This is a genomic window from Curtobacterium sp. GC_Cur_3 (assembly GCF_026544205.1).
In the GTDB taxonomy this organism is placed as follows: Bacteria; Actinomycetota; Actinomycetes; order Actinomycetales; family Microbacteriaceae; genus Curtobacterium.
Genome location: NZ_JALNUI010000019.1, coordinates 1 through 15,111 on the forward strand (window position 1 = coordinate 1; position 15,111 = coordinate 15,111).

The window sequence follows — 15,111 nt, forward strand, 5'->3', positions numbered from 1 at the left end:
CCTCCCGACCACGGCGTCGCTGCTCGACTTCCCGTACACGATGTCCTCCATCGCCTGGCCGGTCGAGGGCACCGTCGCGACCGACGACCTGCCCGCACTGCGGAAGGCCGGCACGAAGTCCACCGTCGTCGCGAGCAGCAACACCTCCGCCGGTGGGGACACCACGATCGCGGCGTCCGAGAAGATCGGCGACGACCACGTCCTCGTCTCCGACCAGGGCATGTCGACGATGCTCCGTGACGCCGCCACCGCCACCACGCAGCGCGCCTGGTCGAGCGCCATGAGCGAGCTCACCGCGACGCTCGCCACCGCCTCCCGCCAGGGCAGCACGAGCGGCCCGGTCCTGCTCACCCTGGGTCGCTCGTGGCCGACGGACTCCACGCGCCTCAGCGAGGCACTCGACGCCCTCGAGAGCACCGCGTGGGTCTCGCCCGCCGACCTCTCCACGGCCGCGGCGACGACGCCCGGGTCGCTCACCCTCGCCAGCTCCTCCGACGACGACGCCCGGCTCGACCAGCTGCAGCGCATCGTCGAGTCCGCCCATGACCTCACCGACTTCGCCTCGGCGGTCACCGACCCGGCCGAGCTCACCGCCCCCGCCCGCCTGGCGGACCTCGCCGCGGCCTCCAACGCCTGGCGGTCCGACCAGGACGGCCTGGTCGCCGCCGTCGACGCCCGGGTCGCCAAGACCGACAAGGTCGTCGCGAGCGTCGGCATCCTCAACGGCAGCAGCATCCTGCTCCTGGGGGACCGGTCCTCCCTGCCCATCTCGATCCGGAACCGGTCGGCGTACCCCATCACCGTGTTCCTGACGGTCCAGCCGTCGAACTCGTTCCTGCGCATCGAGAAGAACGCGGTCAAGGTCACGGTGCAGCCGGACTCCTCGAACCGCGTCACGTTCCCGGTGACCTCGGTCGCGAACGGCAAGGTCGAGCTGACCATGGCCCTCACGACGGCCGCCGGCGTCCGCATCGCCGACCCCGAGGTCGTCGAGATCAACGTGCAGGCCCAGTGGGAGAGCGTGATCACGGCCGCCGCCGCGATCGCCGTCATCCTGATCTTCGGTCTGGGCATCTTCCGCAACGTCCGTCGCCGTCTGCGGCGCCGCCGCAACGGCGAGCCCGACGAGCCGCGGGAGGACCCGAACCGCCTGTTCGTCGAGGACCCAGCTGGGACCGACGACCGGACAGGAGGCCCCGAGCAGCTCGCCGGGACCGCCACCGCCCTCGCCACGGCCGGCTCCACCGCCACCCTCGCCGAGGACGGCGGCGACCGTCTCGACGCCGCGATCCAGCGCGCCGGAGCCGTGTCGAGCCTCCCGGCCGACGGCACCCGGCCCGACGACAGCCGCACCGACCAGCCACAGGAGCCGACGATCAGCACCCCCCAGCCCCAGCCGTCGGCCGCAGCGCCCGTCGCCCAGCGCAGCCTGGGTCGGGCGAGCGCCATGCTCGCCGCCGGGACGATGATCTCTCGCGTGCTCGGCTTCGCGAAGACGTTCGTGCTCGCGTACGCGATCGGGCAGACGCACTCCCCGGCGGCTGACGCCTTCGCGGTGTCGAACCAGATCCCGAACAACATCTACGCGCTCATCGCCGGCGGCCTCCTGTCGGCCGTGCTGATCCCGCAGATCGTCCGCTCGATGAAGCAGAACGCCGACGGCGGCGTCTCGTACGTCAACAAGATCGTCACCCTCGGGGCGACGGCGTTCCTCGTCATCACGGTCGTGGCGACGGTCATCGCGCCCGTGCTCGTGCGCCTGTACGCGTCGCAGGCCACGGACGGCAAGGGCTTCTCGCCGGAGCAGACCGACCTGGCCGTCGCGCTCGCGTTCTGGTGCCTGCCGCAGATCCTCTTCTACGCGCTGTACTCGCTCCTCGGTGAGGTCCTCAACGCCAAGCAGGTCTTCGGGCCGTTCACCTGGGCGCCGCTGATCAACAACGTGATCGCGATCGCCGGCCTCATCGTCTTCATCGCCCTGTTCGGCGGCCGCGTGGAGAACTCCGGCGTCGACACCTGGACGCCGCTGAAGATCGCCGTGCTCGCCGGCAGCGCGTCGCTCGGTGTGCTGGCCCAGGCCGCCTTCCTGCCGCTCTTCTGGCGTCGCGCTGGTCTGACCTTCCGACCCGACTTCCGCTGGCGCGGCGTGGGCCTCAAGGCCACCGGGACGGCCGCGGGCTGGCTGTTCGCGATGATCCTCGTCACGCAGCTCGCCGGCATCGTGCAGTCCCGCGTGGCGTCCCTCGGCACCGGCAGCGCGGGCAACGCGGTGCTGCAGAACGCCTGGCTGCTGTTCATGCTCCCGCACTCGATCATCACCGTGTCGATCGCGACCGCCTACTTCACCCGGATGACCCACGACGCCGAGCGCGGCGACCTGGACTCCGTGCGGCGCAACCTGTCCCTGTCGCTCCGGATCGTCGGGCTGTTCACGGTCTTCTCGTCCGTGGCGCTCATCGTCGTCGCGGTGCCGTTCGGCCGGATGTTCGCGCGGGACTTCGAGGGCGCGCTGTCCATCGGTGCCGTGCTGCTCGCCTACATGCCCGGCCTGGTGCTGTTCAGCATGCTCTTCATCATCCAGCGGGTGTTCTGGGCCATGCACGACCACCGCACGCCGTTCCTGATGCAGCTCGTACAGTCCGGGCTCTTCGTCATCGGTGCCCTCGCCGTCACCACGCTCCCCGGCAGCGCCATCGGCGTCGGGGTGGCCGCGTGCACGACGCTCGCCGGCACCGCGCAGACGATCGTCGCCCTCGTGCTCGTCCGTCGCCGTCTCGGTGGCATGGAGGGCGCCGTCGTCACCCGCTCCCACGTGCAGTTCGTGATCGCGGCGCTGCTCGCCGGCGTCGCAGGACTGCTCGTCGCCAACTTCTTCGGCACCTTCTCGGCCGACGGCTTCGCGATGGCGGACTTCACCAGCGCGGCGATCACGGTGGTGCTCTCCGGCGCCGTCATGGTCGTGGTGTACTTCCTCGCCCTGGTCGTCGCGAAGAACGGCGAGATCACCAACGCCGTCAGCCTGCTGCGCTCCCGCCTCGGTCGCTGACCCTCCAACTGGAGCACGGGACCTGTCCGTTCACCGGCCGTGTGGAATGCCCCACGGCTAGCATTGGTTGACCCGGTCAGTACGCAACGGAAGGGCAACCAGGCATGCGCCAGCTCATCATCATCGGTTCCGGCCCGGCCGGGTTCACGGCCGGCATCTACGCCGCTCGAGCCCAGCTCAAGCCGCTCATCGTCGCGTCCAGCGTCGAGACGGGCGGCGAGCTCACGAAGACGACCGAGGTCGAGAACTTCCCGGGCTTCCCCGAGGGCATCCAGGGCCCCGACCTCATGATCAAGATGCAGGAACAGGCCGAGCGCTTCGGCGCAGAGGTCCTGTACGACGACGCCGTCTCGGTGGAGCTCACCGGTGACGTCAAGCGCGTCACGGTCGGCTCCGGCGAGACGTACGAAGCCCTCGCGGTCATCTACGCCACCGGCTCGGCCTACCGCCAGCTCGGCCTGCCGGACGAGGAACGCCTGTCCGGCCACGGCGTCTCGTGGTGCGCGACCTGTGACGGGTTCTTCTTCCGCCAGAAGAACATCGCCGTCGTCGGCGGTGGCGACTCCGCGATGGAGGAAGCGACCTTCCTGACCCGCTTCGCCGACAAGGTGACGGTCATCCACCGCAAGGACACCCTGCGCGCGTCGAAGATCATGCAGGACCGCGCGATGAACGACCCGAAGATCGAGTTCGCCTGGAACAAGGAGGTCGTCGGGATCTCCGGTGCCTCCGCGGTCGAAGGCGTCACGCTCAAGGACACCGTCACCGGTGAGACCTCCGAGCTCGCACTCGACGGCCTGTTCATCGCGATCGGCAACGACCCCCGCGTGCACCTGGTCCACCAGCAGCTGCAGCTCGCCCCCGAGGGCACCATCGCCGTCGAGGGCCGTACCTCCCGTGCCGTCGGCGTCCCCGGCGTCTTCGTCGCGGGTGACGTGCTCGACCACACCTACCGTCAGGCCATCACCGCTGCCGGTTCCGGTGCGGTCGCGGCGCTCGACGCCGAGAAGTACCTCGCCGACCTCGACGACCACGTCACGGCCGACGTCGAGGGCGACGTCCCGGTCGAGCCCGTCACCATCTCCGCGTAGGGAATGCGGCGGCACACGTCGCCGTTCCCCCCACCGAACGACTTCTCGAAGGAGTACACATGTCCAACGCCAAGGCAGTCACCGACGCCACCTTCTCGGACGAGGTCCTGAAGTCCGACAAGACGATCCTCGTCGACTTCTGGGCAGAGTGGTGCGGCCCGTGTCGCGCCGTCTCGCCGATCCTCGACCAGATCGCCGAAGAGCACGCCGGCAAGATCGAGATCGTCAAGCTCAACGTCGACGACAACCCCCAGTCGGCGATGAACTACCAGATCACCTCCATCCCCGCGATGAAGGTCTTCAAGGGCGGCGAGGTCGTCAAGACCGTCATCGGCGCCAAGCCGAAGCCGGCTCTCGAGGCCGACCTGGCCGAGTTCCTCGCGTAGGGACTCCCGCACGCTCGGACGCCCCGTCCTCCATTCCATCGGAGGGCGGGGCGTCCGTCTGTCCGGCTCCGTCTCAGAAGCGAGTCTCGTCCGGAGCGGTCCACCCGTTCAGGATCGGCCTGCGACACACACCCGGGGTTCGCGGACTCCATGTCGTACTGTGGCGGGACGCCTCGAACGGAGAACCGATGACGAACGGCAACAGCCTCGACCCCTGGTACGACTCCTACGCCCAGCGCACGGCTGGTCTGAGCGCCTCCGAGGTACGAGCCCTGTTCGCCGTCGCCTCCCGGCCCGAAGTGGTCTCCCTGGCCGGCGGCATGCCGTACGTCTCCGCGCTCCCTCGTGAGCTCGTCACGGGCTCCCTGGACCGCGTCATGGCCGAGGACGCCGCCATGGCGCTCCAGTACGGCAGCGGACAGGGTCTGCGGTCCCTGCGCGAGCACATCGTCGACGTGATGTCCCTGGAGGGCATCCGTGCCAGCGCGGAGGACGTCGTGGTCACCACGGGGTCCCAGCACGCGCTCGACCTCGTCACACGCCTGTTCATCGACCCGGGCGACGTCGTCCTGGCCGAGTCGCCGTCCTACGTCGGCGCGATCGGGGTGTTCCGGTCGTACCAGGCCGAGACGGTCCACGTGACGACCGACGAGAACGGCCTGGTCCCCGAGGCCCTCCGTGAGACCATCGCGAACCTGCGCGCCGCGGGCAAGCGGATGAAGTTCCTCTACACGATCCCGAACTTCCACAACCCGGCCGGTGTCACCATGAGCCGCGAGCGTCGCATCGAGATCCTCGACATCTGTCGCTCGAACGGCATCCTCGTGCTCGAGGACAACCCGTACGGCCTGCTCTGGTTCGACGAGCCGGCACCCCAGGCCATCCGCTCCATCGACGACGAGGGCGTGGTCTACCTCGGGTCGTTCTCGAAGACGCTCGCACCGGGCTTCCGCGTCGGCTGGGCCCTCGCGCCGCACGCCATCCGCGAGAAGCTCGTGCTCGCCAACGAGTCGGCCGTCCTCGCACCGAACTCCTTCGGCCAGTACGTCGTCAACGCCTATCTCGACGCCGCCGACTGGCGCGGGCAGATCGACACCTTCCGCGGCATCTACGCCGAACGCCGCGACGCCATGTTCCAGGCCCTGGGGGAGTTCCTGCCCGACCTGAGCTGGACGCGCCCGAACGGTGGCTTCTTCGTCTGGCTGACACTGCCTGAATCCCTGGACTCCAAGGGAATGCTCCCGCGCGCCGTCAAGGAGCTCGTGGCGTACACCCCGGGCACCGCGTTCTACGCCGACGGTCGGGGCGGCCACAACATCCGCCTCTCGTTCTGCTACCCCACGCCCGAGCAGATCAGGGTCGGCGTCAAGCGGCTGGCCAACGTCGTGAACGACGAGCTCGAACTCGTCGAGACCTTCGGACCGACGGCCCGTTCCAGCAGCACGGCCCGGCAGACGTCCTCGGTGAGCGCTCCGCCGCCGAACATCTCCTGACCAGCACTTTCCGTCGAACACTGCAGTACCGGAGGTCCGCAACATGGCTGAGCTCACTCGCCGTCACGTCGTCGTCGTCGCCGGCGGCATCTCCCATGAACGGGACGTCTCACTTCGATCGGGCCGTCGTGTCGCCGACTCGCTGACCGGGTACGGCTGGCAGGTCGACCTCCGCGACGCTGACGCCTCGCTCCTGCCAGCGCTGGCGGACACCCGCCCGGACGTCGTGTGGCCGGCACTGCACGGCGCCTCCGGTGAGGACGGCGCGCTGCGCGGCATCCTGGAGGCTCTGGACATCCCGTTCGTCGGCTCACGGTCGACCTCGGCACGGTTGGCATGGGACAAGCCCACGGCCTCGGCACTGGTCGCCAGGACCGGCGTGAAGACGCCGCGCTCGGTGACACTGTCCCACGACGTCTTCCGTGAACTCGGTGCAGTCGGGGTGCTCAAGAGCATCGCGGGGGAGCACCCGGTCCCGCTCGCGGTGAAGCCGGCACGGGGCGGCAGCGCCCAGGGTGTGACCCTCGTCGAGGACGTGGACGACCTCCCGCGCGCCATGGTGACCGCGTACACGTACTGCGACGACGTCGTCGTGGAGCAGCTCATCCGCGGGACCGAGGTCGCCGTGGGGATCATCGACACCGGGGACGGCCCCGTCGCCCTCGCTCCGGTGGAGATCGTGCCGAAGAACGGCTTCTACGGGTTCGAGGCGCGGTACAACGCGGGGGAGACCACGTTCTACACGCCCGCACGGTTGTCGTCGGACTTCGCCACCGCAGCCTCGGCCGCTGCGGTGGCGGCACACGGAGCCCTGGGTCTGCGACACATCTCGCGTGTGGACCTCATCATCGACAACGCCGGCACCCCGTGGTTCCTCGAGGCCAACGTGCTGCCTGGACTCACGGAGACGTCCCTCGTCCCACAGGCCCTGTCTGCGTCGGGGTTCGACCTCGGCTGGACCTACGCCGAGCTGGCCGAACAGGCCATCCGCGACCACCAGGCCTGATTGATGCCCAACAGGCGCAGTGTTCCACGTGGAACACTGCGCCTGTTGTCGTTCTCCACCCTCACCGGTCTGGCCGTCCTCCTCTGGGCAGAGGCGATCCACTGGCGGGCGTCCCGGCGCGGGTTCCCTTTGGGCGCTCCTCCGCACATCCCGCGTGGGAGCAGCGGCACCATCGTCGTCCTCGGGATCGCCAATCGAGGGCAGGACGCCAACGCTGTCAACCGGTGGCGCGCCCGCATGGCACTGCGCTCCGTGCCGGTTGGGACCACGACGACGATCATCACGAGTGGGGGAGCCGTGCGTGGCCCCATCCCGGAAGCGACGCTGCTCGCTCGACACCTCCGCACCGAACTCGGCTGGCATGGACCCCTCCACGAAGAGCCTGCGAGCCGGTCCACGTGGGAGAACATCCGCAACGTGACGCCGTGGCTCGAGGACGCCGCGTGGATCATGCTCGTGTCGAACAGCGTGCACGCGGAGAAGGCGCGCGCCTACCTCCGCCGCCAGCGCCCCGACCTCGCGGATCGACTGGTTCCGGCACGAGACCACCGATTCGGTGAGATGACGCTGTTCAAACCGGTGCTCGCGGTCGTCGGACTCATCAAGCTCCGGTCACTCCGCTGACAGCTGCCATTGCCTCCGCTAGCCGGTGTTCCACGTGGAACATCGCGCACGCGGGGCGACCGAGACCCTGCACTCTTGATGACGTGGATCCCGACCGGCCCGGAGGGTTCTGAGGGCCGTCACCGTCGGAGGGCAGCCACGGCCTGCCGCGGCCCGTTCTCCCGCGTCAGAGGGCCGCCTGGGGCCGTCTGGGGAATGTTTCACGTGGAACGAGACCTCAGGATCCCAGGTCAGCTGCCCCGAGCTCCTCGAGGATCCGGTTCAGGTCGGCAGCATTCGCGAAGTCGATCGTGACGCGGCCCTTCCGCGCTCCCACGGCGATGCGCACGCGGGTGTTGAGTCGATCGCCCAGACGCTCCGCGATATCGGAGAAGTGCGCCTCACGCTTGTTGGGCTGCACCGGAGCCTTCTTCGGCGAGCCCTGTGCGAGCTGCTGCGCGAGCGCCTCGGCCTGTCGCACGGACAGGTCCTCGTTCACGATCTTCTCTGCCAGGTACTCCATGGCCTCGGCGTCTGGTGCTGCGAGGATCGCACGAGCGTGTCCAGCCGAGAGCACACCGGCGGCAACGCGGCGCTGCACCGGGGAGGGGAGCCGGAGCAGGCGGATGGTGTTCGTGATCTGCGGCCGTGAGCGACCGATTCGCTGTGCGAGCTCCTCCTGCGTGATCCCGAAGTCCGCGAGCAGCTGCTGGTAGGCGGAGGCCTCTTCCAGAGCATTGAGGTTCGCACGGTGCAGGTTCTCGAGCAGCGCGTCGCGGAGCATCGCGTCGTCGGGCGTGTCCTTGACGATCGCGGGGATCGTCGCGAGCCCGAGTTCCTTGGTCGCGCGCAGACGACGCTCACCCATGATGAGCTCGTACTGCGGCTCCGTTCCCGAAGCACCTTCGAGCGGCCGCACCACGATGGGCTGCAACACGCCGATCTCACGGATGGAGTGCACGAGCTCCTGCAGCTCTTCCTCGCGGAACTCCTTGCGCGGCTGCTGCCCGTTCGGCACGATGTCCAGCGGGTTGAGGTTCGCCAGTCGTGCGCCGGGGACGGCCAGCAGATCCTCCGCGGTTGCCCCCTCTGCCATCGCGGTCGCGGATCCCGTGCCGCCGGTGGGGAAGAACACGTCGACGGGACGGTCCTGCTGGTCCGCGGCCGTCGGGATCAGGGCGCCGATGCCTCGTCCGAGTCCGGTGCGCTTGGGTGCCATCAGTGCTTTGCTCCTCGTGCTGCGATCTCCGCCGCCGCTTCCAGGTAGGACAACGACCCGGAGGAGTTGATGTCGTAGGCCACGACGCTCTGGCCGTAGCTCGGTGCCTCGCTGACGCGCACCGATCGGGGGATCATGGCCTTGAGCACCTGCTCACCGAAGTGCTCACGGACGTCCGCCGCCACCTGGTTGGCCAGGTTGGTCCGACCGTCGTACATCGTCAGCAGGATCGTCGACACCCGCAAGTTCGGGTTGAGGTGCCGTTCAATGAGCTCGATGTTCCGCAGCAGCTGGCTGAGCCCCTCGAGTGCGTAGTACTCGCACTGGATCGGGATCAGGACTTCCTTCGCTGCGACGAACGCATTGATGGTCAGCAGGCCCAGCGACGGCGGGCAGTCGATGAACACGTAGTGGTATGGCTCGTCCAGCGACTCGAGGTACTGGTCGAGAGCCGTACGGAGGCGCTGCTCACGGGCAACGAGCGACACGAGTTCGATCTCCGCGCCTGCCAGGTGGATCGTCGCCGGCACGCACCAGAGGTTCTCGGACTCGGGGGAGCGCTGCACGGCGTCAGCGATCGGCGCCTCGTCCACGATCACGTCGTAGATGCTCGTGACGTCGGCCTGGTGGTTGACCCCCATCGCCGTCGAGGCGTTGCCCTGCGGATCGAGGTCGATGACCAGGACTCGGGCTCCTCCGCGTGCCAGGGCAGCAGCGAGGTTGACCGTCGTCGTGGTCTTGCCGACGCCACCCTTCTGGTTCGACACGGTCAAGATGCGGGTCTTCTCCGGCAGCGGGAACTGTTCGGACGCGATCGCACGACGGCGTCGCGTCAGATCGGCGATCTCACGAGCGAGCGGTGTCGACGCGTCGTAGTCGGTCGATGAACTCAACGAGTGCCTCTTCCCCGGTTCGATGTTTCACGTGGAACGCGGGTCGCTGCACACGATCCCGGAAGGACCTCAGCGCCGCGCGGCGTCAGTCAACTGTAGCCCGGAAGACGCGCGTGGTTTCCTCGACCACACCGACACCGAGCTCGAGGACCTCGACGTTCTCGAGGCGCTTGCGCAGGATCACCTTGCGGGCCGCGACCACCTCGTCATCGACGCGCGCACCCTTCATGAGGATGAGCTCGCCGCCGGAACGCACGAGCGGGACGGTCATCGGGATGAGCTTCGACAGGGCACTCACGGCCCGAGCGGTGACCTGGTCGAGCACCAGGTCGTCCGACACGTCCTCGGCCCGCGCACGGAGCACGGAGACGTTGTCGAGGCCCAGTCGCGCCGCCTCTGCCGTCAGCCACTCGACACGACGTTCCATCGGCTCGATGAGCGTGAAGGTGACGTCCGGCCGTGCGATGGCCAGCACGAGGCCGGGCAGGCCCGCACCCGAACCGACGTCGCCGACGTGGCCACCGGCGGTCAGCAGCGGCGCAAGCAGAGCGGAGTTGAGGATGTGTCGCGTCCAAAGCCGGGGCAGTTCGAGTGGTCCGATCAGCCCGAGTTCCTCGCCACGACGCGCGAGCTCGTTCGTGAAGGACCGTGCGACGTCGATCCGGTCACCGAACAGCGTTGCCGCAGCCTCCGGCTCGGTCTCCAGCACGGGCGGCTCCTGGACGTCCGACGAGGGCCCGCCCGGGGCGTCCGACTCGGACGACGGCTGGGCGTCCGTCGTCATCGCGTGATGACCGTGTGACGGTCGCGACCCTCGCCCTCGGACTCCGAGTTGAAGCCCTTCTCGGCGACCAGGTCGTGCACGAGCTTCCGTTCGTAGGAGGACATCGGTGGCAGGGCAGCGGTGGGCGAACCGGCCTCGATGCGCTCGACAGCGGTGTCGACGAGCCGCTGGAGCTCCTCGGCACGGGCGTCACGCGACCCACCGACGTCGAGGATGAGGCGGCTGAACTCGCCGGTCTCGGCCTGCACGGCGATGCGCGTGAGCTCCTGCAGCGCGGTCACCGTGTCCGGCTTCGCGAGGACCCGGAGGGCGTTGCCTTCGTCCGTCACCGAGAGGTACACGCGGCCGGCACGCTCCTCGATCTCGATGTCTCCGTCGAGGTCGCAGATGTCGAGCAGTTCCTCGATGTAGTCCGCGGCGATGTCGGCTTCGTCGCGGGTCTCGTCGTCGAGGTCGTCCTCGACGTCGTCGACCGCATCGGTCGTGCTGAGCGCAGTCTCGGCGGACTCGACTGGTGCGGCGGTGTCCTGCTCGGTCACTTGGTCTTCCCGTTCTTCTTCGAGCGCTGCTTGCCGACCGGCTGCTGGCGCTGCGTCGTCGTGATGCGCACGGCTTCCATCTCGGCGGCACCGGCACCGGCGCCGGCCTCGGCGAGGACGCCGGCGGGGGTCCCGCGGCGCTGGGCCTTCTTGGCGAGGCGGACCTCGCGGGCGAGCGCCGCTTCAGAGCCAGGCGTCGGCATGCTGCGGATGACGAAGTACTGCTGCGCCATCGTCCAGAGGTTCGACGCGAGCCAGTAGAACATGACGCCAAGGGGGAACGAGAGACCCGAGATGACGAAGATCAAGGGGAGCACGTACAGCATCATCTTCTGCTGGCGGTACATCGGAGACTCCTTGGTCTCCGGGGACATGTTCTTCGCGACGAGCTGCAGCTGCGTGACGAACTGCGATGCCGTCATCACCACGATCATGAAGCCCGCGATGATCCGGACTTCCCACCCGGAGGCGTTCGTGAAGGTCTCGTGCAGCGGAGCCCCGAAGAGGGACGCGTTGCCGAACGACGCTGCGAGGTCGTTCGTGAGCAGACCGATGCCCGTCTTGTTGATCTGGGCCTCGTGCAGCACGGAGTACAGCGAGAAGAAGATCGGCATCTGCAGGAGCAGCGGCAGGCAGGAGCTCAGCGGGTTGGTCCCGGTCTCCTTGTACAGCGCCATGGTCTCGCGGGACATGGCCTCACGCGAGAACTGGTCCTTCTTGCCCTTGTACTTGTCCTGGATCTTCTTCAGCTGCGGCGCGACCTCGAGCATGCGGCGCTGCGACTTGATCTGGCGCACGAAGATCGGGATCAGTGCGGCACGGACCACGAAGGTCAGGAAGATGATCGACAGGACCCAGGTCAGGCCCGCGGAGGGGTCCATGCCGAGGTTCTCGAAGATCCAGTGGAAGCCGACCAGGATGGCGGAGACCACCCACTTGAGGGGCCAGAGGATCGTTCCGATGAGGTCCATGAGGACGGTCACGCCTTTCGAGTGCGCTGGGGGAACAGCACCGGGCGGAGGGTGCCGACCGGGGACTGCGACTGCTGCTGAACCGGGGGGAGCACGAAGCCGAACCGGTTGACGGTGTGGGGTTCGCGTCGTTCTGGGACGTCGTCGATGCCGCCGGCGGCCCAGGGGTTGCACCGGCCGATGCGCCAGGCGCCCATGGCGGTCCCGCGTACGACGCCGTACTGCTGGATCGCCTCGAGCGCGTAGCGCGAGCACGAGGGGTGGTACCGGCAGACGTTGCCGTAGAGCGGGGAGATGACGGCGCGGTAGGCACGGAGCACGACGACGCAGACGTTGCGCGGGAGCAACACGACCACCCAGAGCACACGAACCCACTGGGTCCGAAGGGAACTCTGGGTCCGCATCGAGAGCGTCCGGTTCATGCTGCCTTCTCCACACCGCGCGCGAACGAGCGCGAGACGTCTTCGAGCAGGGTAGGCCACGTGGCCTGCGCAGCGGCTGGCAGTGCGCGGACCACGACGTCGTGCCCGACGGGGACCGTCGCGAGCAGATCGTGGGCGATGCCCTTGAACCGACGCCGCAGCAGGTTGCGGGTCACGGCGTTGCCGACCGTCTTCGCCACGATGAACCCGAACCGTGTCGGTCCGTCCGGGTCAGCGGGTCGACGAACGACCGACACGACCACGGTCGGCGTCGCGATGCGGCGGCCCCGACGGACGACCGCGCGGTAGTCGTCTCCGCGCACGATGCGGTTCGCACGAGCGAGCACGACGTCACCGACCCGTCCGAGAGCACGGGTCGAGACGCCGACCGCGCAGCGAAGCGCCGCCCGGGTGGACCAGGGGTCCACGCCGGAGCGGCGCGATCGGCTGCACAGCCGGACCAGCGTGGAGCTGGATCAGGCGGAGAGCTCGGTGCGGCCCTTGGCACGACGTGCGGCCAGGATGCTGCGGCCGGCACGGGTGCGCATGCGGAGGCGGAAGCCGTGCTTCTTGGCGCGGCGACGGTTGTTCGGCTGGAAGGTGCGCTTGCTCATGATCTTCTCCACACGGCCGCCCGAGGCGAGCCGTCACGAATGGGTTTGGTTGAACCAGGTGGGCGCGACCAAGGGGCCGCAGTCAACTTGTCCACGGTACGTGACGGGGGCGATCAGGTCAAACCCCGATCGCCGACTCCGGGGTCCGTCGTCGTCGCATCCAGGTTCTCCACATTGGGGACAACTTCCGTTCGGTGTGAGCGCCCCCGGTCCTTTACAGTTGGGTCATCGATCGGCCTGAGGCCCGCCACGACAGGGGAGTACCCCCGACCTGGCGCCCGGGGCGATCGTGGACAAGACTGTGGACAACCCTGTGGGGAGCCTGCGGCACAGCAGCGCCGACGAAGCAGCCCGGAGCCACGGACGACTCGCCGGAACCGGTGTGCTGCCGCCCGCTCCCGCGTGTTCCGTGGCGCGCCCTGCGACCCGAACGACCGAACGAGACCCCTGGAGACGAGCGCGACATGACGATGCCCGCCGACCCCGTCGAGGACCTCTGGTCGAACGTCCTCGGGCTCCTGGCCGAGGACGACCGCATCACCCCGCAGCTGCACGGCTTCCTCAACCTCGTCGAGCCGAAGGGCGTCCTCGCCGGCACCCTGTACCTCGAGGTCCCCAACGACCTGACGCGCGGCATGCTCGAGCAGCGGATCAGGATTCCGATCACCGAGGCCGTCGCCAGGATCGGGGACGACACGGTCGCGAACTTCGCGATCACGGTCAACCCGGACATGGCCTCCGAGCCGCGGGTCGACCCCGTGGTGCCCGCGTACGCCGAGCCCGCGCAGCAGCCGGTGGAGCAGAGCGCCGCACCGCGCCAGTACATCGAGGCCCCGTTCGTCCCGAGCCACATCGACTCCCCGGGCACCGGCGGCCGGCCCGAGTCGCGGCTCAACCCGAAGTACAACTTCGACAACTTCGTCATCGGGTCCTCGAACCGGTTCGCGCACGCCGCGGCCGTCGCGGTCGCCGAGGCCCCGGCCAAGGCCTACAACCCGCTGTTCATCTACGGCGACTCCGGACTCGGCAAGACCCACCTCCTGCACGCGATCGGCCACTACGCCGAGAGCCTCTACCCGGGCATCCGGGTGCGGTACGTGTCCAGCGAGGAGTTCACGAACGACTTCATCAACTCGATCGCGAACAACCGGTCCAACCAGTTCCAGCAGCGGTACCGCGACATCGACATCCTGCTCATCGACGACATCCAGTTCCTCCAGGGCAAGGACTCCACGCAAGAGGCCTTCTTCCACACGTTCAACACGCTGCACGACCACAACAAGCAGGTGGTCGTGACGTCGGACGTCGCGCCGAAGCACCTCACCGGTTTCGAGGACCGGATGCGCAGCCGCTTCGAGTGGGGCCTGATCACCGATGTCCAGGTCCCCGACCTCGAGACCCGCATCGCGATCCTCCGCAAGAAGGCACAGTCGGACCACCTGCAGGTGCCCGACGACATCCTCGAGTTCATGGCCTCGAAGGTCTCCAGCAACATCCGGGAGCTCGAGGGCACGCTCATCCGCGTCACCGCGTTCGCGAGCCTGAACCGGACGGCCGTCGACATGGCGCTCGTGCAGACGGTCCTCAAGGACCTGATCACGCTCGACGAGGACAACGTCATCGCGCCGACGGACATCATCAACCACACCGCGGAGTACTTCAAGCTCTCCGTCGACGACCTCTACGGCTCGTCCCGGTCGCAGGCGATCGCGACCGCACGACAGATCGCGATGTACCTCTGCCGTGAGCTGACGAGCCTGTCCCTGCCCAAGATCGGGCAGCTGTTCGGCAACCGCGACCACACCACCGTCATGTACGCGAACAAGAAGATCGCGGACCTGATGAAGGAACGGCGCTCCATCTACAACCAGGTCACGGAGCTCACGAGCCGGATCAAGCAGGACCGCCGGTACCGCTGAGCACCTGCTCGCACCGGCGGCTCGCGTCGCGCAGAACATCGGTTCACACGGCCGGGAGGCTCCTCTCACGTCCCGACTTCGGCTCGCCTGGGCGCGCGTCCACCATCTGAGACGGTTCCATGCGG

The 15,111-nt window shown here is 68.4% G+C and carries 15 protein-coding genes; 7 read left to right on the plus strand and 8 right to left on the minus strand.

All coding sequences use genetic code 11. The annotated features are described in order from the left end of the window. The 6 genes from OXR63_RS11320 to OXR63_RS11345 form a co-directional block, all read left to right on the plus strand. Positions 1-3,046, plus strand: a 3,046-nt coding sequence (locus OXR63_RS11320; protein ID WP_267423230.1) for a DUF6049 family protein, incomplete at its 5' end; no start/stop codon positions are given. 104 nt (positions 3,047-3,150) lie between these two features. Beyond that, the gene (gene trxB / locus OXR63_RS11325) at positions 3,151-4,137 is read left to right on the plus strand and encodes a thioredoxin-disulfide reductase (RefSeq protein WP_267423231.1); all 987 of its coding nucleotides are present in this window, start codon (positions 3,151-3,153) and stop codon (positions 4,135-4,137) included. 59 nt (positions 4,138-4,196) lie between these two features. Further along, positions 4,197-4,523: a thioredoxin gene (trxA, locus tag OXR63_RS11330; protein ID WP_017887828.1), complete on the plus strand. Its 327-nt coding sequence runs from the start codon at positions 4,197-4,199 to the stop codon at positions 4,521-4,523. Positions 4,524-4,711: 188 nt separating this feature from the next. After that, a complete protein-coding gene (locus OXR63_RS11335) occupies positions 4,712-6,016 on the plus strand; it encodes an aminotransferase-like domain-containing protein (RefSeq protein ID WP_267423257.1) in 1,305 nt (434 codons plus the stop codon). Between the two features lie 43 nt (positions 6,017-6,059). After that, complete coding sequence (locus OXR63_RS11340; RefSeq protein ID WP_267423259.1) at positions 6,060-7,022, plus strand: D-alanine--D-alanine ligase family protein; 963 nt, start codon at positions 6,060-6,062, stop codon at positions 7,020-7,022. 45 nt (positions 7,023-7,067) lie between these two features. Next, positions 7,068-7,646, plus strand: a complete 579-nt coding sequence (locus OXR63_RS11345; RefSeq protein WP_267423260.1) for a YdcF family protein — start codon at positions 7,068-7,070, stop codon at positions 7,644-7,646. 217 nt (positions 7,647-7,863) lie between these two features. On the opposite strand, the gene OXR63_RS11350 is transcribed toward OXR63_RS11345, so the two are convergent. The 8 genes from OXR63_RS11350 to rpmH form a co-directional block, all read right to left on the minus strand. Continuing rightward, on the minus strand, positions 7,864-8,844 hold the full coding sequence (locus OXR63_RS11350; protein ID WP_267423262.1) for a ParB/RepB/Spo0J family partition protein: 981 nt from the start codon (positions 8,842-8,844) through the stop codon (positions 7,864-7,866). Then, positions 8,844-9,737 carry a ParA family protein gene (locus OXR63_RS11355; protein WP_276585278.1) on the minus strand — a complete coding sequence of 298 codons (894 nt, stop codon included), beginning with the start codon at positions 9,735-9,737 and terminating at the stop codon, positions 8,844-8,846. The genes OXR63_RS11350 and OXR63_RS11355 overlap by 1 nt, the downstream gene beginning before the upstream one ends. 85 nt (positions 9,738-9,822) lie before the next feature. Further along, positions 9,823-10,521 carry a 16S rRNA (guanine(527)-N(7))-methyltransferase RsmG gene (gene rsmG, locus OXR63_RS11360; protein ID WP_267423264.1) on the minus strand — a complete coding sequence of 233 codons (699 nt, stop codon included), beginning with the start codon at positions 10,519-10,521 and terminating at the stop codon, positions 9,823-9,825. Beyond that, positions 10,518-11,060: a Jag family protein gene (locus OXR63_RS11365; protein WP_267423266.1), complete on the minus strand. Its 543-nt coding sequence runs from the start codon at positions 11,058-11,060 to the stop codon at positions 10,518-10,520. The genes rsmG and OXR63_RS11365 overlap by 4 nt, the downstream gene beginning before the upstream one ends. After that, positions 11,057-12,031, minus strand: coding sequence for a membrane protein insertase YidC (gene yidC, locus OXR63_RS11370; protein WP_267423268.1), 975 nt, complete (start codon positions 12,029-12,031; stop codon positions 11,057-11,059). The genes OXR63_RS11365 and yidC overlap by 4 nt, the downstream gene beginning before the upstream one ends. Before the next feature lie 8 nt (positions 12,032-12,039). Beyond that, positions 12,040-12,387 carry a membrane protein insertion efficiency factor YidD gene (gene yidD, locus OXR63_RS11375; RefSeq protein WP_267423270.1) on the minus strand — a complete coding sequence of 116 codons (348 nt, stop codon included), beginning with the start codon at positions 12,385-12,387 and terminating at the stop codon, positions 12,040-12,042. A gap of 62 nt (positions 12,388-12,449) precedes the next feature. After that, entirely contained in the window at positions 12,450-12,800 is a 351-nt protein-coding gene (gene rnpA, locus OXR63_RS11380; protein WP_267423272.1) for a ribonuclease P protein component, read from the minus strand. Between the two features lie 129 nt (positions 12,801-12,929). Then, positions 12,930-13,067, minus strand: a complete 138-nt coding sequence (gene rpmH, locus OXR63_RS11385; RefSeq protein WP_055951440.1) for a 50S ribosomal protein L34 — start codon at positions 13,065-13,067, stop codon at positions 12,930-12,932. Positions 13,068-13,531: 464 nt separating this feature from the next. Between rpmH and dnaA the strand changes: the two genes are divergently transcribed. After that, the gene (gene dnaA, locus OXR63_RS11390; protein WP_374116116.1) at positions 13,532-14,986 is read left to right on the plus strand and encodes a chromosomal replication initiator protein DnaA; all 1,455 of its coding nucleotides are present in this window, start codon (positions 13,532-13,534) and stop codon (positions 14,984-14,986) included. Positions 14,987-15,111: the final 125 nt, after the last annotated feature.

Coding starts and splice junctions, on each gene's coding strand:
- trxB (WP_267423231.1), top strand. CDS start 3,151: ATGCGCCAGCTCATCATCATCGGTTCCGGCCCGGCCGGGTTCACGGCC.
- trxA (WP_017887828.1), top strand. CDS start 4,197: ATGTCCAACGCCAAGGCAGTCACCGACGCCACCTTCTCGGACGAGGTC.
- OXR63_RS11335 (WP_267423257.1), top strand. CDS start 4,712: ATGACGAACGGCAACAGCCTCGACCCCTGGTACGACTCCTACGCCCAG.
- OXR63_RS11340 (WP_267423259.1), top strand. CDS start 6,060: ATGGCTGAGCTCACTCGCCGTCACGTCGTCGTCGTCGCCGGCGGCATC.
- OXR63_RS11350 (WP_267423262.1), bottom strand. CDS start 8,844: ATGGCACCCAAGCGCACCGGACTCGGACGAGGCATCGGCGCCCTGATC.
- rsmG (WP_267423264.1), bottom strand. CDS start 10,521: ATGACGACGGACGCCCAGCCGTCGTCCGAGTCGGACGCCCCGGGCGGG.
- yidC (WP_267423268.1), bottom strand. CDS start 12,031: ATGGACCTCATCGGAACGATCCTCTGGCCCCTCAAGTGGGTGGTCTCC.
- rpmH (WP_055951440.1), bottom strand. CDS start 13,067: ATGAGCAAGCGCACCTTCCAGCCGAACAACCGTCGCCGCGCCAAGAAG.
- dnaA (WP_374116116.1), top strand. CDS start 13,532: ATGACGATGCCCGCCGACCCCGTCGAGGACCTCTGGTCGAACGTCCTC.